24 protein-coding genes are annotated in these 26,167 nt (G+C 34.1%); 13 read left to right on the top strand and 11 right to left on the bottom strand.

Going from position 1 to position 26,167, the window contains the following annotated elements; translation table 11 throughout:
• Positions 1-32 precede the first annotated feature (32 nt).
• Entirely contained in the window at positions 33-224 is a 192-nt protein-coding gene (locus IEV84_RS11925; protein ID WP_188494642.1) for a hypothetical protein, read from the top strand.
• 137 nt (positions 225-361) lie between these two features.
• Here the strand turns inward: IEV84_RS11925 and IEV84_RS11920 are convergent, their stop codons facing one another.
• Positions 362-2,899 carry a TonB-dependent receptor gene (locus IEV84_RS11920; RefSeq protein WP_188494506.1) on the bottom strand — a complete coding sequence of 846 codons (2,538 nt, stop codon included), beginning with the start codon at positions 2,897-2,899 and terminating at the stop codon, positions 362-364.
• A gap of 83 nt (positions 2,900-2,982) precedes the next feature.
• The gene (arsC, locus tag IEV84_RS11915) at positions 2,983-3,333 is read right to left on the bottom strand and encodes an arsenate reductase (glutaredoxin) (RefSeq protein WP_188494505.1); all 351 of its coding nucleotides are present in this window, start codon (positions 3,331-3,333) and stop codon (positions 2,983-2,985) included.
• Between the two features lie 107 nt (positions 3,334-3,440).
• On the opposite strand from arsC, the gene IEV84_RS11910 reads away from it, so the two are divergent.
• Both IEV84_RS11910 and IEV84_RS11905 read left to right on the top strand, forming a co-directional pair.
• Positions 3,441-4,364, top strand: a complete 924-nt coding sequence (locus IEV84_RS11910; RefSeq protein WP_188494504.1) for a CPBP family intramembrane glutamic endopeptidase — start codon at positions 3,441-3,443, stop codon at positions 4,362-4,364.
• Positions 4,365-4,367: 3 nt separating this feature from the next.
• Positions 4,368-5,417, top strand: a complete 1,050-nt coding sequence (locus IEV84_RS11905) for an AMP-binding protein (RefSeq protein WP_188494503.1) — start codon at positions 4,368-4,370, stop codon at positions 5,415-5,417.
• 157 nt (positions 5,418-5,574) lie between these two features.
• On the opposite strand, the gene IEV84_RS11900 is transcribed toward IEV84_RS11905, so the two are convergent.
• The 5 genes from IEV84_RS11900 to IEV84_RS11880 all read right to left on the bottom strand — a co-directional run bounded on the left by IEV84_RS11900 (position 5,575) and on the right by IEV84_RS11880 (position 9,838).
• Positions 5,575-6,273 carry a Crp/Fnr family transcriptional regulator gene (locus IEV84_RS11900; protein ID WP_229732667.1) on the bottom strand — a complete coding sequence of 233 codons (699 nt, stop codon included), beginning with the start codon at positions 6,271-6,273 and terminating at the stop codon, positions 5,575-5,577.
• A gap of 333 nt (positions 6,274-6,606) precedes the next feature.
• Positions 6,607-7,161, bottom strand: coding sequence for a DUF1697 domain-containing protein (locus tag IEV84_RS11895; RefSeq protein WP_188494502.1), 555 nt, complete (start codon positions 7,159-7,161; stop codon positions 6,607-6,609).
• Between the two features lie 15 nt (positions 7,162-7,176).
• Positions 7,177-7,812 carry an HAD family hydrolase gene (locus IEV84_RS11890; protein ID WP_188494501.1) on the bottom strand — a complete coding sequence of 212 codons (636 nt, stop codon included), beginning with the start codon at positions 7,810-7,812 and terminating at the stop codon, positions 7,177-7,179.
• A 109-nt stretch (positions 7,813-7,921) separates the two neighbouring features.
• Entirely contained in the window at positions 7,922-8,569 is a 648-nt protein-coding gene (locus IEV84_RS11885) for an HAD family hydrolase (protein WP_188494500.1), read from the bottom strand.
• 249 nt (positions 8,570-8,818) lie between these two features.
• Complete coding sequence (locus tag IEV84_RS11880; RefSeq protein ID WP_188494499.1) at positions 8,819-9,838, bottom strand: M28 family peptidase; 1,020 nt, start codon at positions 9,836-9,838, stop codon at positions 8,819-8,821.
• Between the two features lie 226 nt (positions 9,839-10,064).
• Between IEV84_RS11880 and rocD the strand changes: the two genes are divergently transcribed.
• From rocD to moaA, 10 genes are all read left to right on the top strand, one after another.
• Entirely contained in the window at positions 10,065-11,315 is a 1,251-nt protein-coding gene (rocD, locus tag IEV84_RS11875; RefSeq protein WP_188494498.1) for an ornithine--oxo-acid transaminase, read from the top strand.
• A 6-nt stretch (positions 11,316-11,321) separates the two neighbouring features.
• Positions 11,322-12,284: an arginase gene (locus tag IEV84_RS11870; protein ID WP_188494497.1), complete on the top strand. Its 963-nt coding sequence runs from the start codon at positions 11,322-11,324 to the stop codon at positions 12,282-12,284.
• Between the two features lie 230 nt (positions 12,285-12,514).
• Complete coding sequence (locus tag IEV84_RS11865) at positions 12,515-13,687, top strand: molybdopterin molybdotransferase MoeA (RefSeq protein WP_188494496.1); 1,173 nt, start codon at positions 12,515-12,517, stop codon at positions 13,685-13,687.
• A gap of 7 nt (positions 13,688-13,694) precedes the next feature.
• Positions 13,695-14,267 carry a molybdenum cofactor guanylyltransferase gene (locus IEV84_RS11860; RefSeq protein ID WP_188494495.1) on the top strand — a complete coding sequence of 191 codons (573 nt, stop codon included), beginning with the start codon at positions 13,695-13,697 and terminating at the stop codon, positions 14,265-14,267.
• A 5-nt stretch (positions 14,268-14,272) separates the two neighbouring features.
• On the top strand, positions 14,273-15,073 hold the full coding sequence (gene cobA, locus IEV84_RS11855) for a uroporphyrinogen-III C-methyltransferase (RefSeq protein ID WP_188494494.1): 801 nt from the start codon (positions 14,273-14,275) through the stop codon (positions 15,071-15,073).
• Positions 15,073-15,309, top strand: coding sequence for a MoaD/ThiS family protein (locus IEV84_RS11850; RefSeq protein ID WP_188494493.1), 237 nt, complete (start codon positions 15,073-15,075; stop codon positions 15,307-15,309). Before cobA ends, IEV84_RS11850 begins: the two co-directional genes overlap by 1 nt.
• 27 nt (positions 15,310-15,336) lie before the next feature.
• Positions 15,337-16,407, top strand: coding sequence for a HesA/MoeB/ThiF family protein (locus tag IEV84_RS11845; RefSeq protein ID WP_188494492.1), 1,071 nt, complete (start codon positions 15,337-15,339; stop codon positions 16,405-16,407).
• Positions 16,408-16,418: 11 nt separating this feature from the next.
• Positions 16,419-16,850 (top strand): molybdenum cofactor biosynthesis protein MoaE, encoded by a 432-nt coding sequence (locus IEV84_RS11840; RefSeq protein ID WP_188494491.1) that lies wholly within the window; start codon positions 16,419-16,421, stop codon positions 16,848-16,850.
• 2 nt (positions 16,851-16,852) lie between these two features.
• Positions 16,853-17,767, top strand: coding sequence for a bifunctional molybdenum cofactor biosynthesis protein MoaC/MoaB (moaCB, locus tag IEV84_RS11835; RefSeq protein WP_188494490.1), 915 nt, complete (start codon positions 16,853-16,855; stop codon positions 17,765-17,767).
• Positions 17,754-18,761: a GTP 3',8-cyclase MoaA gene (gene moaA, locus IEV84_RS11830; RefSeq protein ID WP_188494489.1), complete on the top strand. Its 1,008-nt coding sequence runs from the start codon at positions 17,754-17,756 to the stop codon at positions 18,759-18,761. Before moaCB ends, moaA begins: the two co-directional genes overlap by 14 nt.
• A 278-nt stretch (positions 18,762-19,039) precedes the next feature.
• On the opposite strand, the gene IEV84_RS11825 is transcribed toward moaA, so the two are convergent.
• From IEV84_RS11825 to IEV84_RS11810, 4 genes are all read right to left on the bottom strand, one after another.
• Positions 19,040-23,098 carry a PAS domain S-box protein gene (locus IEV84_RS11825; RefSeq protein ID WP_188494488.1) on the bottom strand — a complete coding sequence of 1,353 codons (4,059 nt, stop codon included), beginning with the start codon at positions 23,096-23,098 and terminating at the stop codon, positions 19,040-19,042.
• Between the two features lie 116 nt (positions 23,099-23,214).
• Positions 23,215-23,970 (bottom strand): hypothetical protein, encoded by a 756-nt coding sequence (locus IEV84_RS11820; RefSeq protein WP_188494487.1) that lies wholly within the window; start codon positions 23,968-23,970, stop codon positions 23,215-23,217.
• A 72-nt stretch (positions 23,971-24,042) separates the two neighbouring features.
• The gene (locus tag IEV84_RS11815) at positions 24,043-24,732 is read right to left on the bottom strand and encodes an RluA family pseudouridine synthase (protein WP_188494486.1); all 690 of its coding nucleotides are present in this window, start codon (positions 24,730-24,732) and stop codon (positions 24,043-24,045) included.
• Between the two features lie 8 nt (positions 24,733-24,740).
• On the bottom strand, positions 24,741-26,165 hold the full coding sequence (locus IEV84_RS11810; protein WP_188494485.1) for an ArnT family glycosyltransferase: 1,425 nt from the start codon (positions 26,163-26,165) through the stop codon (positions 24,741-24,743).
• Between the last annotated feature and the right edge of the window lie 2 nt (positions 26,166-26,167).

Here is a 26,167-nt window from a genome sequence, read left to right as displayed (position 1 = left end):
TATTGCTAACAAAAAAATTAACTGCTACATTTGTGGCTACATTCAAAATTCCGGAAAACATGTTTGAATTTTCACAGTATTTAGGCTTTTTACTTTTCTTAACCATCCTTACAATGGGGTTTTGGTTGATGTTTTTCTTGGTTAGCTTCGTATCTTACTGGGTAGGAGGAGCAGCTTGGGAGCGTTTCAAAGAAAAGAGAGCAAAAAAACAAGAATCTCTATAATTGAGATTTAATAAAAAAGGATTCGTGAAAACGAATCCTTTTTTTATTCCCAAAAAGTACTTTCTGTCAAAAAAAAATCCAAATTCCAACTGTTATATTTGGAATTTGGAATTTAAAATTTTGGAAGTTATTAGCTATTATCCGGGAAATTCTCCGCCGCCTTCACCGCCGCCATCTCCATTGTTTTTCGGCATGTTTTTGTCTTTGTCTGTTTTTTTCATGTTCAGACGGTACGTGAATGACAGGTTGATTTGTCTTCTTCTCCATTGGAACTCATTGTATGAAGAAAGATTATCCAAATTAGTTTCTGACATCATTTTTCTCGAATTAAAAAGATCACTTACATTCAATGCAATCGTAGCCTTGTCTTTTAAGATGTCTTTACTGAAAGCCATATTGATAACATAATTGCCTAAACTTTTTCCCTGGGCTGTATTTCGTGGACTAAAATACATTCCTGTTAATTGCCAATCTACTTTGGCAGGAAGTGTTAAACGGGAACTTAATCTTGAAAACCATGAAAAAGCTTCGTTGTTCAGTGATTCAGTAATAGGGTTTTCATTTATATCGTAATAGGTGTGTTCACCGGTTGTTTTCGCACTGGATAGGTTGAAACTACTGTTTATTTTCCAAATTTTAAACGGAGTGTAATTCAAAGTAAATTCGAAACCAATTTTTTGTTCTCTCCCTAAATTGATTGGAGTACTCAAAATTACAGGAGTTTGTGTTACTGTAGGATTATCAATATCGTCATCGGTATTGTCAATCATTTCTTCTACAACATCACCGGTTGGGAAACGTACAAAAGAGAATACATTTTTAGTGTTTTCATAATACAAAGAGGTGTTGAATGTTAGTTTTTCCCAACGTTTCAAATAACCTAAATCAAATTTATCTGTAAAAGAAGGATTCAAATCCGGATTTCCTCTAAACAAATTGATGTTACTTGAAAAGTTTGTAGCAGGGTTTAAGAAACGTCCTCTTGGTCTTGACAGACGTTTACTGTAGCTTAAAGAGATACTGCTCTCGTCGGATATTTCATAGTTGATAAAGGCACTAGGAAATAAATTGTTGTATTTTTTAGTGTTGAAACTAGTAGGTTCATCTAATAAATTAACGTTGATTTTAGTGTCTTCCCAGCGCATACCAAACAAGTAAGAGAATTTATTAACCTTAAAACCATATTGTGCATAAAAGGCATTAATTTGTTCTTTGTACTCTAAGGTATTCGAAAGATAACTGTTTTCGTTACTGTCACTTGTGATGTTGTATTTGCTGTCCAGATTGTTGAAATTTCCTTTGTATCCTGCTTCAAACTGACTTCCTTCTTTAAGAGGTAACACATAATCTACCTGCAATTGCAGTTGATTTTGTTCTTCATTATTTTTAGTAATATCATATTTAGGGGCAGCAGTGCTTCCTAATATTTGATCGGTAATAGTTGAGTTTTCGTTATCGGTATTAGTAGCATAAGAGAAGTCCATTGTTAACTTGTGACCTTCATCATTGAAGTTTTTCAGGAAATTAGAAGCAAATTCTAAATCTCTTCCGTTGTCATCTCCTTCACTTAAACGAGAACGTGTGGATGTGAAATTTTTATTAGCATCAAATGAATTGAAATAAACCAAATCATTGTTTGAACCTCTGTTATCGCGGTAACTAACAGAATTTGTCCAAAAAGTATTAGGAGCAACAGTCCATTCTACACCTGTTTTTGAAGAAATTCCTTTTCTGAGACGTTCGGTATTTCTGCTTTCATCGATGTATTTGCTAATGGCATCGTTAGCATCAAAATAGACTGAATTCGTTTTTCCGGATCCTTCACTGGTTCTGTAATCGTATCCTGTGGAGGTGAAAAAGTTCAATTTTTCGGTTTTGTAATTTAAGTTAGCACTTAATCCATAGGTTTCAGGAATCCCCGTAGAGGCGATAAAACTTCCGTTAAAGCCCAGGTTTTTCCCTTTTTTCAAAATAATGTTCAGAATTCCGGCGCCACCTTCGGCATCATAACGGGCTGACGGATTGGTAATCACTTCGACTTTGTCAATGGCATCGGCAGGAATTTGGCGTAAAGCGTCGGCCATATTCAAGGCATTCGATGGGCGACCGTCAATAAAAATACGCACATTTTCGTTGCCACGTAAGCTTACGTTTCCTTCCACATCTACCGTAACCGAAGGCACGTTTTCCAGTACATCGCTGACTGTTCCTCCTTTTACAATCATATCCTGTCCTACATTATAGACTTTTTTGTCTAATTTAATTTCGACAGTCGATTTTTCAGCACGTACCACTACTTCGTTCAGTTGTGCAACATCTTCAGCCAGAGCAATTGTCCCTAAATCAGTGTTTTTTTCGATGTTTCGTTGATTAAAAAGAATCGATTTAAAAGAGATAAATTCAATTTTGATATTGTAAATTCCTTTAGCGACTTCAATGGAAAAATTACCTTTAGTATTTGTTATTCCACCCGCAATAGGTTTTAAACTTTTAGTATCAGTAATGGTTACTGTAGCATATTCCAAAGGCTGTTTTGTAGTTTTTTCAATTACTGTCCCTGAGATTTTTACTTTTTCTTTGGCAGGATCGACTATAGGATCTCCTATTTTAGCAAAACTGCTCAGGCAAGTAAAAAGTAAGCTGAGACTTAAAATGAATCTTAATGATTGTCGCATTTTGTATTGTTTTATTGTTTGTGTTTGGAATCGATAAACTCAAATTGGTTTAACGGCACTATGTTAAATAAATATTAAATTGATTAGGACTCCTGAAAGAAAGCTTCGATTTTATCGGCTTCACGGGCTATAATGGCTTTATTTCCTTTGATAACGATAGGTCTTTCTATTAAAATTGGGTTTTCGGCCATTGCTTTGATTATGGTTTCATCGGTCATTTGCTGATTTTTAAACTGTTCAATCCAAATTTTTTCTTTCTGACGAACCAATTCAATGGGTTTGAGTTGTAGTTTTTCGAGTAAACTCTTAATTTCTTCATCACTGGGAGTTTCTTCTAAATATTTGATAATTTTATATTCCTGATTTGAATTGTCTAAAAAAGCCAGACAATTTCTTGATTTTCCGCAACGTGGATTATGATATACTTCAATCATTGGTCTATTTGTTAAGTTTGAAATCAATTTAAAATAAAATAAGTATTTTCGAAGAGGCAAAAATAGCTTTTGAAAGTGAAATAGTACCAAATAAAATCATAAAATAGATGTTTATAGCACAAGGGAATCATTCGGGCAATAGATTTTGGAAGTATCTGTTGGGCTCACTTTTTATTATTTCAGCTTCTTTTATAGGACAGCTTCCTTTATTATTGGCAGTTATTGGAAAATCAATAATTACAGGAGCAAGTTATCCGGCAACGAATGAAGGAGTAATGCATTTTCTGGATTCGAATTTGACTTTTTTGTTATTACTACTTTCTTTTGTGTTTGCTTTTGCCGGAATCTATTTTGTTGTTCGATATTTACATCAGCAAACATTACTTTCGGTAACCACTTCCAGAAACAAAGTCGATTGGAAAAGAATTGGATTTTCATTTGGATTATGGTCGGCATTTACCATAGGATCAACTTTGGTAATCTATTTCAACAATCCGGGTTTGTATGCGTTTAATTTCAAACTGATTCCGTTTGCTGTTTTGTTTGCTATTGCAGTGGTATTCGTTCCCTTTCAAACCAGTACGGAAGAATATGTTTTCAGAGGTTATTTAATGCAGGGTTTTGGGAATTTAGCTCGAAATAAGTGGTTTCCTTTGTTGATGACTTCTTTAATTTTTGGAGGTATGCACTTTTTTAATCCCGAAGTTGCCAAAGTAGGAAACATCATTTTTGTCTATTATATAGGTACGGGATTGTTTTTAGGAATCATTACTTTGATGGACGAAGGAATGGAATTGGCTTTGGGATTTCATGCTGCCAATAATCTTATCGGAGCTTTGTTAATCACTTCAGACTGGTCGGCTTTTCAAACGCATTCTATTTTTAAAGATTTGTCAGAACCTCATGCCGGAGTTGATGTTATTTTGCCGGTAGTGCTGGTTTACCCTCTGCTTTTGTTTATCTTTAGTAGAAAATACCAATGGAATAATTGGAAAGAAAAGCTCACAGGTAGAATTGATGTAAAAAATTAATATATGAGAAAAGTTACTTATAGAAATATTCACAATTTTTTTAAGTTCAATGGTGTTCATTTTGACAGTAATGGATTGCGGGTTGCTGCTTATTATTTGATAAAAGAAGGCAATGAGTATGAAAAAGCCATAGGCAATTTTTTGCTCGATTGGTTTGACGAGAATCCTTATATCGATTTAAAAACTTCAGGTACTACAGGTGTGCCGAAAATTATTAGAAAAAACAAACAGGCCTTGGTTAACTCAGCTTTGGCAACGGGAGATTTTTTCGGATTAAAACCGGGAGATACCGCTTTGTGTTGTTTGCCTGTTCAGTTTATAGCTGGGAAAATGATGCTGGTAAGAAGTTTTATTCTGGGTTTGCAAATTGATTTTGTAGCTCCAAGTTCGAATCCTTTAGAAAATTTGAATAAAGAATACGATTTTGTAGCCATGGTTCCTTTACAGGTTCAAAATTCATTGAACGAATTGCATAAAGTGAAAAAACTCATTATTGGTGGAGCTAAAATGGATAGCAGTTTAGAACAAAAGCTTCAGGGAATTAAAACAAAAGTATATGAAACCTACGGAATGACCGAAACCATTACACATATTGCAGCTAAGAAAATAGGGGAGCTGGCTTTTTCTGTTTTGCCTAATGTACGTATTGCTCAGGACGAAAAAGAATGTTTGGTTATCGATGCGCCACAAGTCAGTGAGGAACGTTTGTTTACCAATGATTTAGTTGAAATTATCAACGACCAACAATTTATTCTTTTAGGGCGTATCGATAATGTGGTGAACAGTGGCGGAGTAAAGCTCATTCCTGAAAAAATTGAGGAAAAATTGAGTGACAGTATTCCTTCCCGTTTTTTTGTTGGCGGAATTCCGGATGCGGTTTTAGGCGAAAAATTGGTTTTAGTTGTCGAAGGTGAAAAACAGCCATTGGACGATGCTATTTTTTCCGTTTTAGACAAATACGAAAAACCAAAAGCATTCTTTTTTGTTTCGGAATTTCAATCCACCGAAAGCGGAAAAATCAAACGAAAAGCGATTTTGAAGACTTTAGAATAGTATTTATTGGTCTCAAATAGAATTTAACTATGTACTTTTTCAGTGCATTTCTCTTTAGTTTCTAAAAAATGTTCACACTGCAAATTCGCAAATTTTAAAATTTTAGATATTGAAATAATTTGCGAATTTGCGGTAAATATTTACTGTAAAATAGTTGTTATTTATGTTCTATAATTTCAGCATTTAATTTGTCTGCTTGCAGTAAACCAATTCTTTTATTGACTATTTTGATGAGTCCTTCTTTCTTTAAACTCGAAAGAATACGGGTTACCTGTTCATCAGTAGTGCCGGCAAAATCGGCAATTTCTTTTCGGGAAAGATTGATGTTGAGCAGGTTGTTAGTATGACCGAATTTTTTCAGCAAATACAACAGGATATCGATGACTCTTTCGCGGACATTCATCTGAGCGATTTTTTTAACCCTGTTCTCGCTTTTATTCAATTCTTCAGCATAAAAAAGCATCATATCATAAGTAAATTCAGGAATCGATTTCAGAATTGAGTGCATAATATCATTACTGAAATTGCATAAAACAGTGTCTTCAATTGCCGAAGCAGCAATCAGATAACGGTTGCTGGTTCCAAAACCCCTGAAACCCAGTGTGTCTCCATCGGTTGTCAAACGAACAATTTGCTCTTTTCCGTAAATTCCGGTTTTTAAAACCTTGACTTTTCCTTTGTAGATAAAATACAGTCCTTGAATAGGAGCACCTTCAATCATGAATTGCTGTCCTTTTTTGCAGGTATAATTGGTTTTTTCCATAATATAATCCTGCATTTTTTCCAGATGCAAATGTTTTTTGATAAAACAATTTGCATTGATACAGCTCGTACAATCGGTAGTAATTCCTCTCATTTGTATCTTTTTTTATGAGTAAACTCAGGTTTTTACAGAACAAATGTAACTAAAAAATAAGTATTAATACGTATTTACAAATGCGATTTACTTAGTTTTTTGATTTTTTATGGAATTGGAAATTGAAGTGCCGCTTTTTGGCAGAATGCTAATTTTTAGATGAAAAAATAAGCAGATTCTTATTGGAGGTTTAAGGTGATCACTTTTTAAAAAAAAGTTGGACACAAATTACTATCTGCTTTTGGCAGATTCGTGTAATTAAAACGGGTGTAATTTGTGTTTATTTGTGTAATTTGTGGTGAAAATTTTTAAATGCGAACTCCTGATTGCAGTTTATTCTGATTCCAATTCTTCATACATTTTTAATAAAGTATTTACCGTATTCCAGTTTCGGATGGTAGCGGTTAAATTCAGTTTTTTCTCAATGTATTTTTGGTCTAATCTGGTTTTTCCTGCTGAAACAGCATATTTAATGTAAATTCTGTTTTTGTCAATATGTACTTCATCGGGTTTTACAGCACTCATTTTTAAATCGTGGATGCGGTCTTTGTGTAATTCCATCGATACAAAGGCTACATACAATTTTTTAGTATCGATATCTTTTTCTTTTAGAAAGAGATTGTTGCTGAGGCAGGAAACCAAATCATCTTTATTAATCACCACTACAGGAACATCGTGACCAAAAGTTTTGAATATTTCCTGTTTGATTCTGAATCCTACAGCGGCTGGGTTTTCTTCTTCGGTAGTTACAAATACATTTCCGCTTTGAATGTAAGTAGTCACATTCGTAAGGCCAATGTTTTCAAGCATTTTTTGAAGTGCATCCATTTTCATCATATTATGTCCCGAAACATTGATGCCACGAAGTAAAGCTAGATGTGTAGTCATTTTAGTTAAAATAATTTATTGTAAAAGTAAATCTAAGTTGGTCATATCATCAAATAAAGGAATGTTCATTTGCTGTAAAGCATCCCAATTAGCATGATTGGTAAAACCAAAAACATCAAAACCTCCTGCTAAAGCTGCCTGAACTCCGGCAGGACTGTCTTCGATAATGACACAATCCCGGACTTCAAATCCCATAGTTTTGGCTGCATGAAGATACAATTCGGGATTGGGTTTCCAGCTGTTGATATCGTAAGCACTAAAAATATTTCCGTTGAATTGATCAATCAGTTTAGTGGTGGTTAAATTGAGTTTTATTTTATCGGCAGGACCATTGGAAGCTACGCCTATTGGAACTTTAATTTTGGCTAATAATTCGTGAATTCCTTTTATGGGTTGTAGTTCTTTTCGAAAAGCTTCAAAAGTGCGTGCCCTGAATTCTTCTTCAAAATCAGCAGGTAACTTTTTATTGGCTAAGTTGGCAATATACTCGAAACAAAATTCCAATGATTTGCCTAAAAAGAGTTGGTGGGCATAAGTCTCATCGATAATTGCTCCATGTGATGCTGCCATATCCACTAAGGTACCAATGGAAATCGCTTCGCTGTCTACCAATACGCCGTCACAGTCAAAAATGATGCATTTGTATTTCATGATTTTATTTAATTAGGAAAAGGAACACAGATAAAACGGATTGTCACAGATTAGTTTTAAGAAATGAAAAAACCTTTTCATCTCTGGTCTTTTTTATTTCGAATTCAAATTATAAAAGTTCCAATAATTCCAGTGGATGATTGATTATCGATTGGGCACCTTCAGTCAGCAGTTCTTCTTTTGGTCTGTAGCCCCAAAGTACCCCTACAGCATACATATTAGCATTTTTTGCCGTTTGCATATCAATTCCGGAATCACCAACATAGAGAATTTCTTCGGGAGAATAACCTAAATTGGAACTGATTTCAATTGCAGCCGAAGGATTGGGTTTCTTTGTTGCTTCGCTTTTCAAACCCATTACAATTTCGAAATAATCAGGGAATAAAGTAAACCCAATTTTCTTTGTCAATTCGTCGGCTTTATTGGATAATACCGCCAATTTGATATTTCGGGATTTTAATTCATTCAAAAGCTCCATAATTCCGTCGTAAGCGGAGGTTTTATTGGTGCAATTCTCACGGTAAGTGACCATCATAGCCTGAAAAGTACTTTCGATAGTTGCTTCGTCTTTGTGGTTTTCAGGAAGTGCTTTGGTAACCAAATTTCTAAGTCCGCTGCCTATAAAGTCATTAATTACTTCGTAACTATGAGTCGGAAAGTTACGTTCCTGAAGAACCTTGTTTATCGAATCGGCGATGTCTATAAGTGAGTTGACCAGAGTTCCGTCAAGGTCGAATAATACTGCTTTAAATTTCATTTTTTTATGTAGTGTCAATGTCTGTTGATGTAACGCAAATAATTTTAACCGCAAAGTTCGCTAAGTTTTCCGCAAAGTTCACAAAGTTTTAAATAAAAAATGTTACACACAGATTTCACTAATTACCACAAAGTTGAATGCAGTCAAACTTTAATTACACAAATTTTTTCTGCCTTTGGCAGATTCGTGTAATTAAAACTAAAAAGTATTTCGTGTTAATTAGTGTAATTCGTGTGGAAACATAAGGTCTTATTTTTGATCCACCACAATTCTATTTTCTCTATTGGCTAATTCCCAGGCAATATTAAATGCCAGTTGGGCTCTTTTTGTCAAAGCATCGTATTCTATTTTATCAGGGGTATCCGTTTTTCGGTGATAATCGGCATGAACGCCATTAAAAATAAAAACGGATGGAATGTTATTTTTTGCAAAATTATAATGATCCGATCGGCGATAAAAATTATTAGGATCGTTGAGCGCATTGTATCTGAAATCCAAGTTTAACTGAACATACTTTTCGTTTACCGTTTTACTAATTTGATCCAACTCGCTCGAAAGTCGGTCAGCACCAATTAAATAAACATAATTATTTGAATCAGGATGGGCATCATCACGTCGGCCTATCATATCAATATTAATATTTGCAACCGTATTTTGCAAAGGAAATAACGGATTTTCGGTGTAATAACGGGAACCGTGCAAACCGTGTTCTTCAGCGGTAACATGCAGGAATAAAATAGAGCGTTTTGGTCCGTGACCTTCTTTTTTTGCCAATTGGAAAGCCTGAGCAATTTCCAGTAAAGCCACCGTTCCGGAACCATCATCATCGGCTCCGTTAAAAATGGCATCGTCTTTTGTTCCCACATGATCATAATGTGCCGAAATAACAATGATTTCATCCGGTTTTTCAGAGCCTTCAATGTAAGCCCAGATATTTTCGGTATCCGGTAAGTTACCATTTCTATTTGCATTCAAAAAAGCAGCCGGAACGTGCTGATAGTAATTTTGAGCTCCTTTAGGAAAAGGAATTCGCTCTTTTTGATATTGACTGATAAGGTATTTTCCAGCTTTTTTTTGCCCAATAGACCCCGTTTGTCTTCCTTGCATTGAGTCGGCTGCTACAATGTATAGATGTGTTTTTAATTCTTCAGCAGTAATAGTATTGTTGTATTTTATTGGAGAAAGTAAAATTTTAGAAGTAACTTCTTTAGTTCCCTGACAAGAAATTACTGCCCAACCAAAGGCGAGGAGATAGATTAATTTTTTCATTTTACAGATAATGATAATTAAAATGCCAATATACATAAATTAGTTTTGAAACTGATTTATTTTAATTATAAGTAAATTCTGTGTAATAAAAAAAGGCTTAACAATTCAAAATAATGAAGTTTTTACGCTTGAAAATCTTGTTTCTAGCCGGTTTTTGGAGGGTTTAAGGTTTTGATAGGCCATAAAATATACGTAATTTTGTAGAATTAGTAATAACAGAAAAACGATGAAACAAATGCAACAAATACTTTCTTCAAAATCAGAAGCCTTAATTAGTAAAGAAGACCATTATGGAGCTCATAATTACCATCCGTTACCAGTTGTTCTTGAAAGAGGAGAAGGAGTGTTTGTATGGGATGTTGACGGAAAAAAATACTACGATTTTTTATCGGCTTATTCAGCAGTAAATCAAGGACATTGTCATCCTAAAATTGTGGGAGTAATGATAGAGCAAGCGCAAAAATTAACGCTTACTTCCCGTGCTTTTTATAATGACCAATTAGGAGTTTATGAAGAATATGTGACCAAATATTTTGGTTTTGATAAGGTTTTACCAATGAATACCGGTGCCGAAGCTGTTGAAACCGCTTTGAAATTGTGTAGAAAATGGGCTTATGAAGTAAAGAAAATTCATGAAAACCAGGCGCAGATTATTGTTTGCGAAAATAATTTCCACGGAAGAACGACTACTATTATTTCGTTTTCTAATGATGAAACTGCCCGCAAAAGTTTTGGTCCTTTTACCGAAGGTTTTATCAAAATTGAATACGATAATCTGGATGCTTTAGAAAGAGCACTGGAGTCATCCAAAAATATTGCCGGATTCTTAGTAGAACCTATTCAGGGGGAAGCAGGGGTGTATGTTCCTAGTGAAGGTTATTTGGCAAAAGCCAAAGCCTTATGCGAAAAATACAATGTATTGTTCATAGCCGATGAGGTGCAAACAGGAATTGCACGTACCGGAAAATTATTGGCGGTACACCATGAAAATGTGCAACCTGATATTCTTATTTTAGGGAAAGCCTTGTCGGGAGGAGTATATCCTGTTTCGGCAGTTTTAGCTAATAATGGCATTATGAATGTCATAAAACCGGGACAACACGGTTCTACTTTTGGCGGAAATCCTGTGGCGGCAGCTGTTGCTATTGCAGCACTCGATGTGATAAAAGACGAAAAATTAGCCGAAAATGCTGAGCGTTTAGGGAAAATTTTAAGAGATGGCTTGAATGCTATTGCTTCGAGAAATCCTTTAATTTCTTTAGTGAGAGGAAAAGGATTGTTGAATGCTATAGTAATTGATTGTGACGAAGAGTCTGATTTGGCTTGGAATATTTGTTTGAAATTCAGGGATTATGGTTTGCTTGCCAAACCTACTCATGGAAACAAAATACGTTTGGCTCCGCCTTTGGTAATTACTGAAGATCAAATTCAGGATTGTCTTGCTATTATCGAAAAAGCTTTAAACGATTTTAAATAAAACGTTATGGATCGGGTAGTTAAGTTAATCAAAAATCGCTCGGATATTGGTGGAGGAACCCGCGGTGCTGATTTAGGGATTGATGCCTTAGAAATCGCAGCTATTAATCGTGGGAGCGAGTATTTTAATCAGTTTACTTATGAGGATGTTAAAACGCATAACGAGAGTATTTATGATAAAAACCGGAATACATTTGCTAAGCGAATCGAATTTGTTTTGGAACAATGTACCCGTGTTTCTTTTGCCATAAAGCGAAATCTGGAAGCCAATTTTTTGCCAATTGTTTTATCCGGCGATCATTCATCGGCATTGGGGACAATAAGCGGAATCAAAGCGGTTTATCCTCATGAAACCTTAGGCGTGATTTGGATTGATGCCCATGCCGATTTGCATTCGCCTTATACTTCTCCATCGGGAAATATTCACGGAATGCCATTGGCGGCAGCCTTGGGTATTGATAATTTGAAATGCCAAATTAATGAAGTTATTCCCGAAACCCAACAGCATTGGGAGGAAATGAAACACATTGGGATTGAAGCGGCTAAGATTGATCCGGAACATTTGATTTATTTTGGCGTTCGCGATACCGAAGAGGCTGAGGATAAATTTATGGACGAATTCGAAATTAAAAATTTTCGGGTAGAAGAAGTTCGATACAAAGGTTTAGAAGCCTGTGTGGAAAGAGCATTGACACAATTGGCTAATTGTGATATGATCTATATTTCGTTTGATGTGGATTCTCTGGATTGTGATTTAATTTCAAACGGAACAGGAACTCCTGTTTCTAAAGGATTTGATCAATACGAAGTGATTGCAATCATCAATCAGATTATTGCTTCCCGAAAAGTGATTTGTATCGAATTTTGCGAAATCAACCCACTTTTAGATACAAAAGGAAACAAAATGGCAGAAACTGCTTTTGAGGTTTTAGAGCAAATTACATCCAGTTTGGTTTTGCCTAATGAGTAGCTGTTTAAGGTTGTTTAACAGCTGAAACTCTTAAATTAATGCGTTTTTATGAAAATTCACTTTAGAGATTTATAACAAAAAGCAATTAAAAATTTGTTTTTTCGCAATTAATAGGGAGTTAATTCTATTTATGACATTTCGCTCTTTAAAAGCGTAAAATTATAACAGCACTAATTAAAAATACTTATATTTGCATAAGTATTTATACTTAGTTTTAAAATTGATTTTTTATGATTCAAGTAGCCGAAGCTTTAAACATAATAGCTGAGAATAGCTGTAAAATGCCAATCGCAAAAATCAAAGTGAGTAAATCACTGGGATATGTTTTGGCGGAAGCGGTTTATTCTCCAATAAATATGCCTCCTTTCCGTCAGTCGGCGATGGATGGATACGCTTTTACACACGGAGATTTGACACAGTTTGAAGTGGTGAGCACTTCTCAGGCTGGGGATTTCCTGGACGAGAAAATCCAACAAAATCAGGCAGTTCGTATTTTTACAGGTGCTTTTGTTCCGGATGATACTGATACGGTGGTGATGCAGGAGCATACAACAAGAACGGACAATTTGCTTCAAATAGAGAAAATGCCTGCTGCTTGTGCTAATGTTCGTGAAAAAGGCGAACAAATTAAAAAAGGCGAACTGGTTTTTGATGTGAATACAGTAATTACTCCGGCGGCTATAGGTTTTTTAGCCTGTTTAGGAATTACGAAAATCAAAGTATATGAAAAACCAAAAGTAGCTATTTTGGTTACAGGAAATGAATTAGTCCCTGTCGGAAATAAATTGCCGAAAGGAAAAATTTACGAGAGTAATTCACTAATGATAGAAGCGGCTTTACAAACAATTGGAATTAAAAAAACGACTGTTTTTAAAGTTAAAGATAGTTTGAAAAAAACAATTAAAGCGGTAGAAAGTTGTTTGGCTCATTTTGATGTAGTGTTAATTTCAGGCGGAATTTCGGTAGGAGATTATGATTATGTTAAAGAAGCCTTGTTGAAAAACGGAGTGACTGAGTTGTTTTATAAAATCAATCAAAAGCCCGGAAAGCCTTTGTTTTTTGGAACAAAAGAAAATAAAATTGTCTTTGCTTTACCGGGAAATCCGGCTTCTTCACTGACTTGTTTTTATGTATATGCTTTTCCAGCTTTGAAAAAAATGATGGGATTTGAAGCGATACATTTACCGGAAATGAAGAAAAAGATAAATACGGATTTTAAAAATACATCGGGGAAAACCCTGTTTTTAAAAGCATTGTATGGAGATGAGAAAGTAACGGTTTTAGAGAGTCAAAGCTCGGCAATGTTAAATACTTTTGCAGTTGCAAATGGTTTAATTGTTATACCACATGATATTACTCATGTTAGGGCAAATGAAGAAGTAGTAGTTTTGCCTTTTAATTGAAAGAAAAATGGAAAAAGTAACAGTTTCAATTCTTTGTGGAGGTAAAAGCAGCCGAATGCAATCAGAGAAAGGATTGGTACTTTTTCAGGGAACGCCGTTTATAGAGCATATTATTGAAGCGGCTTTGCCAATTAGTGATAAAATACAATTAGTGACCAATACATCTGATTATGATTATTTGTCCTATTCGAAAATAAAAGATATTGAATTAGATAAAGGACCTATTGGCGGAATTTACACTGCTTTGGTTAACTCTCAATCGGAGATTAATTTGATATTAAGTTGTGATATTCCTTTAATTTCGACAGAAATTTTATCGGAATTAATCGCAAAACATACAATGGATTTTGAAGTTTCTGTTTTTTCAGATGCCAATAAAATTCATCCTTTGATAGGAATTTATTCGAAGAAAATAATTCCGATTTTAAAAAGGGCTATTGATGAGAATGATTTAAAAATGATGCGCTTGCTAGATAAAGTGAATCACCAAATAATTGAAGTTGCGGGAGAACGAAGCAAGCAATTTAGAAATGTCAATTCGCTTGCCGAATTAAATGAATTGAATACCAATTTACACTGAAGAATATGAAAAAGACTAACACACCAAAGTTGACAATTGTAGGAGCTGGACCTGGCGATGTGGAGTTAATTACCATCAAAGCCATCAAAGCGATAGGAGATGCGGATGTAGTGCTTTATGATGCACTGGTGAATGAGGATTTGTTGCAATATGCTGCTGCAGGAACTGAAATAGTTTTTGTAGGTAAGCGTTTTGGTTGTCATGCTTATACTCAGGATCAGATAAATGATTTGATTGTGGTTATGGCTCAGAAATACGGTCATGTGGTGCGATTGAAAGGTGGAGATCCATTTGTTTTTGGAAGAGGAAGTGAAGAAATTGAATTTGCTCAAAAACACGGTTTGCAAACAGCTATTGTACCGGGAATATCTTCGGCTTTAGGAGTTCCTGCTTCTAACGGAATCAGTTTGACACAACGTGGAATTTCGGAAAGTTTTTGGGTAATTACAGGAACTACATCAGCACATAAATTGTCTACTGATGTTAGTTTGGCAGCACAATCTTCGGCCACAGTGGTCATTTTGATGGGAATGCATAAATTAGACGAAATTGTTGCTATCTATCAAAACAATAGAACCGATGATTTGCCAGTGGCTATCATTCAAAACGGTACAAAAGACACTCAGAAAAAAGTAATAGGAACGGTAAGTTCTATCAGTAAATTAGTAGCGGAAAACCAATTATCTTCACCGGCAATTATTGTGATAGGCGAGGTGGTAAAACATGCTTCTGAACTAGCTGTTTTTACAAAAGAAGCTTATAGTGATGACGAGTTTATTTTTCAAAATTTAAATGTAATCGAATAATGTTAAGTGTAAAATATTTTGGTGCTGTAGCCGAGAAAACAAAAGTACAAGGAGAGAATATTCCTTTTTCTAATCTATCTTTACAGGAATTAGTAGATGAATTAGAACAAAAATATGATTTAGGCTCGCTTTCTTACAGCATTGCAGTCAATCAAAAAATAGTGCAGGACACAAATGGTTACATGTTAATAAGCAATGATATTGTTGCTTTATTACCTCCTTTTGCCGGAGGTTAAAAAACAATTTCTTAATTGGTAGCAATTATGCGATACAATCGACAAATAATACTTCCTGAAGTTGGCGAAAAAGGCCAGCAAAAACTAGGTCAAGCTAAGGTATTGATTATTGGTGCCGGTGGTTTAGGTGCGGCAATTTTACCGTATTTGGCAGCAGCCGGAATTGGAGAAATAGGAATTATTGATGATGACTCCATTGAAATCAGTAACCTACAACGTCAGGTAATTTACAGAAATGATGCGGTAGGAAAATCAAAAGCACTGGAAGCTAAAGAAATGGCTTTGTCTTTGAATCCTTCGATACAAATTAATGCCATTACCGATACTCTTAATGCTAAAAATGCTCTTGCACTATTCGAGTACTATGACATTATGGTCGACGCCACGGATAATTTACACACCAAATATTTAATTAACGATGCCTGTGTGGTTACCAATAAACCTTTTGTTTACGGTTCCATTTATAAATTCCAAGGGCAGCTTTCGGTGTTTAATTATCAAAACGGACCTACATACCGCTGTCTTTTTCCGGATGAATCTTCTAACAGTAAAAACTGTGTTGATGCCGGAGTAATGGGGATTTCGGTGGGAATTATTGGAATGTTTCAGGCCAATGAAGTTTTGAAAATGGTTCTTGGAATAGGGAATGTACTTTCGGGTGAATTGTTGATTTATAATATGCTCAACAACGACCAACAAAAATTTGAGTTGGTTAAAACCAATATAACTCCATTGAGCCAATTGGATTTCGAAAATAAATACAATGTAGTTGCTACTTCTGTTTTAGAAATTTCTCCCAAAGAAGCTTTGGAACAAATAGAAAATCCTGATGTTCTTTTTCTGGATGTTAGAAATGAAGAGGAATTACCGAAAATAAGTTTGCCTAATAATATCCAAATTCCATTGGTGGATTTAGAAGAGAATTTAGATCAATTAGATCCGAATAAAATGTTGTTAGTGTATTGTCAATCGGGAATGAGAAGTAAAAAAGCAGTTGAAATACTAAAAAAACATTCGTTTTTAAAAGTACAGAGTATTGCAGGTGGTGCTTTAAAATTGCAAGGAATTATAGCAACTAATACTGTTTCTGTTTCTTAAAAAATAAAATCATGAGTAAAAAAGTTTTCATAGAAGGAGCAATTTCTCCTGAATTTATAGCCGAATCGATTGCCAAACATCAAGGAAAGCACACGATTGGGGCACACAATATTTTTTTGGGTCAGGTTCGTGCCGATGTTCATGATGAAAATGTGGTAAAAGCGATAGAATATACCGCTTATGAAGAAATGGCTAATGAAGCTTTAAGTGTAATCAGAGAAAGGGCTTTTGCTCAATTTGACCTGGTTTGTATGCATATTTATCATAGTTTGGGCGTGGTTAAAGCAGGCGAAATTTGTTTGTTTGTCTTTGTTTCTGCAGGACACCGCTCACAGGTTTATGAAGCTACTGAAGCCATCGTAAACTGGATTAAAACCGAAGTACCTATCTTTGGTAAAGAAATATTTGAAAATGAAGACTTCGTTTGGAAGCAAAATAAATAAAAATGGTAGATATTACCCATAAAATAAGTACGTTGCGCTCAGCAACAGCTATGGCAACTGTAAAAGTGAGTTTGCCGGAAACTATTGAAGCTATTGAGAAAAATTTGGTTCCCAAAGGCAATGTGCTTGAAATGGCTAAAACAGCAGGTTTATTTGCTGTAAAAAACACACATTTATCGATTCCTGATTGTCATCCGCTGCCAATTGAATATACGGCGGTGGCTTATGAAATCAAGGATTTAACGATAGATATTCTTTTTACAGTAAAAACGGTTTACAAAACCGGTGTTGAGGTAGAAGCCATGCACGGCGCGTCTATTGTGGCGTTGACGATGTATGATATGTTGAAACCGATTGATAAGAATATCGAAATTTCGACTATTAAATTAGTGGAGAAAAAAGGTGGAAAATCATCTTATAAAAACAAGTTCCGTGATGTTTTAAAAGCGGCTGTTTTTGTTTGTTCCGATTCTATTTTTACAGGAGATAAAGAAGACCGTTCAGGTAAAGTTATCGTTGAGAAATTAGAGTCTTACGGGGTTGAAACCTCGCATTACGAAATCATTCCTGACGAAATTGATTTTATTCAAGACAGAACTAAAAAATATGCTGAAGATAACCAATTGGTCATTTTTACCGGAGGGACTGGGCTTTCGCCAAGAGATGTCACGCCAGAAGCATTAGAACCATTATTAGAAAACAGAATTCCGGGAATCGAAGAGGCGATTCGCAATTACGGTCAGGACCGAATGCCGTATGCCATGCTTTCGCGTTCAGTGGCGGGAACTATCGGAGACAGTTTAATTTTGGCTTTGCCGGGTTCAGTTAACGGTGCTAAAGAATCGATGGATGCTGTTTTTCCGCATGTTTTGCATGTTTTTCACATCCTAAAAGGGAGTAATCATGATACCAAATAACACCATATTAACGGATGATTTTGGTCGTAAACACAACTATTTGCGTATTTCTTTAATCGAGAAATGCAATTTACGTTGTACTTATTGCATGCCTGCTGAGGGAATTGCATTAACTCCAAAAAAAGAGTTAATGACTGCCGATGAGGTTTTTGCTATTGCCCAAACATTCGTAAATAATGGAGTTAACAAAATAAGATTGACAGGAGGCGAACCGCTGTTGCGAAAAGATTTTCCTGAAATTATTGAGAAACTGGCTCAATTAGAAACCGAAATTTCGATTACTACCAACGGAATTTTAATTGACAGACATATAGAAGTTTTAAAGCTATTTAAAGTCAAAAAAATCAATTTGAGTCTGGATACTTTAGTTCCATCCAAATTCAACACGATTACACTTCGCAATCAATTTGAAAAGGTAATTGATAATTTGCATTTACTGCTAAATAATGATTTTAAGGTAAAGGTAAATGTGGTTTTGATTAAAGGTTTTAACGATAACGAAATCATTGATTTTATTAATCTTACAGAATCTTTACCTATTTCGATTCGTTTTATCGAATTCATGCCTTTTGCTGGAAATCAATGGGACAGAAGTAAAATGGTTTCTCAAACAGAAATTTTAGACCAACTTTCTACTCATTTTTCGGAATCTAATTTGGAAAAACTACAAGATGAAAAAAACTTCACCGCCAGAGAATTTAAGATAAAAAATTATTTGGGAAGCTTCGGAATTATTAGTTCGATTACGAATCCGTTTTGTGATGGCTGCAATAGAATTCGTCTTACGGCAAATGGAAAAATCAAGAATTGCTTGTTTTCTAATTCAGAAACCGATTTACTTACCGCTTACAGAAATGGGGAAGCAATCGAGAGTATTATTACCACAGCCATTAGAAACAAGAAAAAAGTTAGGGCAGGAATGACAACCATTGAAGATGTCGATAATCCTGTTTTAAATCAGGATAATCGTTCTATGATTGCGATTGGAGGGTAGATTTGAAAAGTTTTTTAACCGCAAATTGCACAAATTAACGCAAATCTATTTGTGAAAATTTGTGTAATTTGCGGTTAATTAATTCAATTTTTGATGAAGTAAAAAATGTTATTAATACAAAAAGCACAGCATTATACTGTGCTTTTCACGTTTTTAGATGTTGTATAGATAGATTCTCATTTTAGACAATTTGGGTATATAATAATATTTATTTTCAAAAGGACATATCAGTTTAAAACAATAACTACCAACTATTTTGAGTCAAATTACCATAAGAATTATTCAATCCATTTAGCGAGTGTTTTTTCTACTACTCCTTTTACGATTGGTTTCGAAATGTAGTCGTTCATGTCTATTTCGAGGCATTTGCTTCTTTCTTCTTTTTCGGCTCCGGCAGTAATGGCAATAATAGGCACATTTTTTCCAGATGTGAGTTTTCTAATTTCTTCGGTGGCTTCATAACCATTCATTATTGGCATTTGAATGTCCATAAAAATAATGTCGGGCAGGATAGTTTCAAATTGGGTAATTGCCTCAAGACCATTTGCTGCTTCAAAAATTTTTGCTTCCGGAATGGTGTTTTTTATAATGGTTTTTAGTAAAAGCATGTTGATTTTGTTGTCTTCAACAAGCAAAATTTTAGCATTTTTATAATTAGGATTCTCTTTAAAAAAGTTCGGATTTTCTACGTTGATTATTAGTTGTTCCGACGGTTTTAATTCTAATTCCTGATTATTTGTTTTTAAATCCAAATCAAAATAGAAACAGCTTCCTTTTCCTGTCTCACTTTTTAATTTCAGGCAACTCTCCATTAAGTTCAACAGTTTGTTTGAAATAGTCAGTCCTAAACCTGTACCTCCGAATTTCTTGGTTGTTGAACTGTCTTCCTGAGAGAAGGCTTTGAATATTTTCTTTTGATTTTGCTCTAAAATTCCTATTCCTGTGTCAATAACAGAAAAGCGAATTTTAGTTTGATTATCGGTTATTTTTTCTTTTACACTAATGTTTAATTTTACAGAACCTTTTTCGGTAAATTTAACAGCATTAGAAAGTAAATTCATTAGTACTTGTTTGACTCTCACAACGTCTATCCAGAAATAGTCAGGAACATCGCTGGCGATATTTAATTCTAATTTTAATTTTTTCTGATTGGCTTCAAATTGGATTAGGTCGATAACCTGAGTCAGTAATTCTTTTATTTTTTGTTTTTCAACGTGTAGTTCCAGTTTTCCGGCTTCTATTTTTGAAAAATCCAAAATATCATTTACAATTTCGAGTAAAGTATGTGCCGATTGATTGACGGTAATCATGTGTTTTTCCTGGATGTGGTCCAGTTTTGTTTTCATCAGTAAATCGGTAAAACCTATAATTCCATTGAGTGGCGTTCTGATTTCATGGCTCATATTAGCTAAAAATTCCGATTTCGCTTTATTAGCCGTTTCGGCATATTCTTTCGCCTTAATTGCTTTTTCGGCCTCTTTACGTTTGCTAATATCCAGCATGATGCCTTCGATGTATTTAATTTCACCGTTTTTTACAACTGTATCTACAAATTCATCTACCCAAACAATGTCTCCTTTTCTATTGATGATACGATACGTTAAATGAAAAGCTTCTAATTTTGCCAGTTTAGCACTTGATTTTAAAAGTGTTTTTTCTAAATCATCGGGATGAATTAGGTTTTTATAAATGATTCTTTTTTCAAGAAATTCCTCTTTAGGATAGCCGGTTAGTTTTTCAATTTCGTCGTTGAGATAAATTTTAGTGTAATCTTCGTCATTTTCAGATAGATAGACTGTTCCAGGAATATTATTGGCTAATAATCTGAATTTTTCTTCACTTTCATTAATAGTAATTTCGTTCTCAATTCGTTCAATTGAAGAGCCAATATTCATCGTTAATGTTTGTAAAATTTGAACTTCATCTTCTGCCCAAATCCGATCTTCATTCAAATCGTTTAAACCCAGTACACCATGCAATTTGTTTTTTACAAAAACAGGAAATAACATCAGGGAAACTGCATCCAGAGTTTGAAGTTTTTGTCGTAATTCGGGATTTTCTATAGCAGAAGTAAGAACATGATATCCTCTGTTTTCTATCATATCAGGATTGAAACCGCCAAAAAAAGCATAAGGCAGATTTTGATAAGCCGGATTGATTTCGTTTAAAAATTCGTTACCGCTTGTCCAACGGTATTTTTGACTGATGGTTTGGTTTTCGGAATCGAGTTGGTAGTAAAAACTTCGATAGGATTTGGTCGATTTTCCAATAATAATAAGAAGATCCGTAAAAATAGCATCAATGTTTTTAACCTTCAGAAATCGTTCGGTACATAAGTTCATTGCCGAAAGCAAATCACTTTTGTAAGTCAGTTTTTGTTCTACTTCCAGTCTTCTTTTCGATTCAAATGCGATGGTGATACTATCGGCAATGGCTCTGGCAAAATTAATATCTTCGTTATCCCATTGTTTGATGGCATCGGTAACTTCGATACACAGAATACCGATTAGTTCTCCGTTGATAAAAACAGGTGTGTCTATCATCGAATAAATATCGTTTTTCTTAAGATAATTAGCGTATAATTCCTTTGTTAACGGATTGTTTTTAACATCCGAAGCTACTAATGGAGTTTTGTTTTCTATGGAGTTAAAATACTTAGGAAAATCCTTTTTATGTAATTCGCAACCATTGGCAAATTCATTGGATTTTAAATCATAAAATTGAAGGCATTTAATGGAATCGTTGAAATATTCCCAATAACTAATTCGGTTGGCTTCGATAGTTTTTGCGGTATTTTCGAGAATGAGTTTTAATTTGCTCTCTAAGGTTTCTTCTGTCGAATAGCTTTTAGCAGTAAATTGTTTTAAATTCTCATTGTATTTTTTATTTTTTTCTTCTCTTTTTTGCTTTTCAATATCGATGTTTTTAATAAAAGTAATATCTCTGGCAATACTGGAATAGCCTTTTATTTTTCCAAAATCATCTTGAGCAACCATTAGTTTTTGGGCAATCCATACTGTTTCTCCGTTTTTTCTTAAAACAGGAACTTCCAGTACCGGAAATTCTAAATTACTTTCCTGATGATTGTTGTAAAAAGCGTCAATTATACTAAGGAAGTCTTTGCGTATGAAACAGGAATAAGGTTCGTTGATTACTTCATTTTCTTCGTATCCTAAGGTTTTTAAAGTATAATTGTTGGCAAAAATAATTTTGCCTTCCAAATCAATTTCATAGATAAAATCGGGAGCGTTTTCGACTAAATTTTTATATTGATTTTGTATGTGAATTTCATTGGTAATATCCTGACCAATACCGATAATTAAATCGTCAGAGAATTGCTTGTTCTTCCATTGAATAAATTTGTATTGTCCGTTTTTGCATTTTAATTTCCGTACAAAAATTTTATCGTTTATTTGACTTTCAAAAGATTCTTTGGAGGTGATTTCCGGATTATCGGTTAGATTATAATAACCGTAACCCATAATTTCCTTAACGGTATAACCTAATATGGACGCTACATTTTCGCTGCAAAAAACAATTTCGTTTTTTTTGTTTTTCGCCATAGTAAGCGAATTTCCTTTATTGATTATTTGGTTGTTGAATTGAAATTTTTCGTTCACATCCTGAATCGACATGTGACGGATAAAATTGATACAAACTACTACCAGAGTATAATTGAAAGTAACCGTAATGTTATCAAGAGGAGCAAGTTTTAGTATAGAAATACCAATGAGGTAAGCAAATGTAAAGAATACAAAAAGGACATAGAGTCTTAAAGGTTTTAAGATGTTGTAGGAGAAATAGACAAAGAGTAAAAAACTTAAAAAAGGTATATTGTCATTACTGGAGTAAATTAAATTAGAGGCTACTTTAAGAAATCCAAGGAAGAAAACAATTCGGAAAATCTTTTTTATGTTTCGAAAAATAAACTCAAAGCGGGTGCTTAAATAAGCAATGCTAATTAGTAACAACGAGATACTTACGTTAACAAGCAACATGCTTTTGGGTCTTAATTTAAAGAACTCAAAGGTTAATTCTAAAATTAAAACAATAAGTCCCAGAAATAGAAAATGAAGCTGGCATTCTTTGTTTTCAGCATTTTGCGGGGTAAAATCTTTTATAAATTTATTTCCTAAAGCGTATTTGATTTTATGGAATTTATAAATCAATAAAAAGATGCTGAAAAATATAAACGGAACAACTGTTCGATATAAATTTTTATCAATTGGCAATTGATTCATTATGTCAAACATTTTAATTGTAGATAAATTTTTACTAACACTTGAAGCAATACTTTCCGTAAGTTGATTTAATAAAAAAGTATAGTATTGTATCATATTTAAACAATTAAAATCGTAATGTTTTAACAAATAGTTGTGGAAATTTTGCTAAAAATAACAATAATAAAAAGAAAATGTAACGCTTTTATGGAAAAAGATTTAGAGAAAATATTTTATTCTCTAAATCCGATAATACAGCTGTAAACGGCATAATACATAGAGTACATAAAAGGCAGTGTGAAGAAAAATCCAATGAAAAAAAAGAAAATTCCGGTTAGAATAGCCAAATAAACAATAATCATTAATGCAAATAACAGCAACGGTTGTTTTAAAACTAAATTGATACTGGTTGTTATGGCTTCTACAGCATTGAATTTGCTGAAAATAATTAACGGAATTGTAAGTATATTTAGTACTGAAATTGTTAACGATACCATGAAACCTAACATAGGAATTCCTGTTGCATCCAGCATTGAAGAAAATCCCATGCTTAGAATTGTAATGATTAATGTGGCCAGGAAAAGCTCTTTAAAGTAAGAAAAACGATAGTATTCGAAAACATTTGCAACATGAAATTCCTGATCGATTTGAGCAAAATGAGCCATTTTGATAAGTCCCGCTAAAAAAGGACTAATTAAACAATTCAATAAAGTAATACTGCCGATGTAAGTTAGTAAAAATTTATCTGTCAGGTTTTTAGGGTCGAAATTTCCAGGCGTTATTAGTTGCTGAAAATTTTCCAAACCGTAGGTAAAACCAATGATAATTAAAGATGCAATTATAAAAAAGACAGTAAAAACTAAAATTAGTAAACCGGCATATATTGCAATTTTTTTATAATTTTCAAAAGCAAGATTAAAAACAGTTTCAAATTCTAAGGAATAACCATTTTTTTTCAAGTCCTCAATATGCTCTTTAGTTGATTTCATAGTTGTTTTTAGTGCCAATAATTGAGCTATAAAGCTACGGTTTATATTTTTAAAACGGAATTACAAAACAATTTATACAGCATTCCAAATAACATCATTGGGTACCGGTGCAATGATGGTGAGTGTTTCTTTGGAAACAGGATGTACAAAAACTAATTTTCGGGCGTGTAAATGAATGCCTCCATCAGGATTGCTTCGGTCAAATCCGTATTTCAAATCGCCTTTTATAGGACAGCCAATAGCAGCAAGTTGCGCTCTAATTTGATGGTGTCTTCCTGTGTGTAAATTGATTTCTAAGGCAAAATAATTGTTGAGTTCTTTGATAATTTGGTAATCTAAACTGGCCACTTTGCTATCAGGAACTTCTTTTAAATAGGCTTTAGAAGTATTGTTTTTTTCGTTTCTTTTGATGTAATGAATTAGTTTAGCTTCGTTTTGCGAAGGCTTATTTTTTACAACCGCCCAATAGGTTTTTTGAGTTTCTCTGTTTTTAAACAATTCATTCAATCGGGTTAAAGCCTTACTGGTTCTGGCAAAAACTACAATTCCGGTTGTAGGACGGTCTAAACGGTGTACCACTCCCAGAAAAACTTCACCCGGTTTGTTGTATTTGTCTTTGATATATTCTTTAACAACTTCGCTTAATGGTTTGTCTCCTGTTTTATCGCCTTGAACAATGTCACCCACACGCTTATTGACAACAATAATGTGATTGTCTTCATGCAAGACCTGAAGGTTATTTTTAGTAGAAAGCTCTTTCATTAATCCGGTTATTTAGATATAAAAATAGCGGTTTTGTAATTTTGATCTTTTAGGGTCATTTTACTTAACTGGTTTTCCGGAATGCTATGTTGTGCTTTTTTTAGTGTTACCAGGAAAAACTTAGGATGAATTTTAGAAACCGAATCTAATTCCTGTTCGTTTTTAACCAATTGTGCTTTTCCATTAGAGTAAAATTGTCCGGAATAGTTTTTTTCCTTCCAGTAATACAATTGAATGTTTTGATTGTTTATATCTAAGCGTTCCAGCATGTACTTGTCGGAATTCATTTTATAATCTAAATTTCCTGTTGCCACAAAACCAAAATAAAACACAAAAATTACTGCAGGGAAAAACAATCCAAGGCGGAAAAGGACTTTTTTACTTTTAAAATCTTCCCAATAATGTACCATTAAAAGCATAATAGGCACGGTTACAGGTAACATATAGGTATGTAAAATGTTCTTAGATAAGGTAAAGAAAACAGGTGTCCATAGTAACCAAAGTACTAAAAAGCTAACCCAGTTATTTTGAAGAATATTTTTTCTGTTTTTCCAAAGTTTATAAAAAACAATTTGTACCCAGGGAAATCCAAAAGCAAGCATAAATGCCCAAATCATTCCTATAGGCTGAGTTTTAGGTTTTCCGTATAAATCACCTTTCCAGCCCGATTCGACAAAGCGTTTGTAATGTTCGCCAATAATAAAATAATTTAAAAATCCCGGTGATTGCTGTTCGGCAAAATAATACCAGGGAATTGCAATAATTGCTGTTATAAGTATTCCGATAAGGATTGCAAATTTTGAAAAAAGCAGTTTAAAACGATTCCAATCCAAACAACACCATATAAAAAGAGGAGGGAAGGTTAATACCATTATTAGCGGGCCTTTGGCTAGAAATCCAAGACCTAACCCCACAAAAAAGAGGTAATTCCAATAATTTCTTTTTTCGCTGTTGATGGCTTTCCAAAACGAAATCATCATTAATGTCACGCAAAACAATAAGGTAGTATCAGTAGAAACTACACCGGTATGAATTAAAAATTCTGGCATAGTTAATAATATAAATCCCGGAAGATAGAAAGAAGCTCCTTTTTTCTCGACTAATTTCCCGCACAGAATAATTATCAGCACATTGATAAGTAATGAAGGAAAACGAGCGGCAAATGCACTCACGCCAAAAACCAGAAAACTAATTGCTGATGTCCATGTTGACAATGGAGGTTTTGCCCAAAACGGAACTCCATAATCGGTTTCCGGAACAATCCATTGATTGGTTTCCCACATAATTCGGGCAATTTCGGCATAGCGAGCCTCTGTTTTATCTAACAACGGAATACTTGCTGTGAGAAATAATCTGAAAAGAATCAGTACAATTACCGAAAAGAAAAGAATGTAATTATTTGATTTGAATTTATCTAAGAAGGTTTTCAACATAA

This window comes from Flavobacterium palustre (assembly GCF_014639535.1).
GTDB classification, from domain to species: Bacteria; Bacteroidota; Bacteroidia; order Flavobacteriales; family Flavobacteriaceae; genus Flavobacterium; species Flavobacterium palustre.
This window is presented reverse-complemented; position numbering and strand designations above follow the sequence as displayed.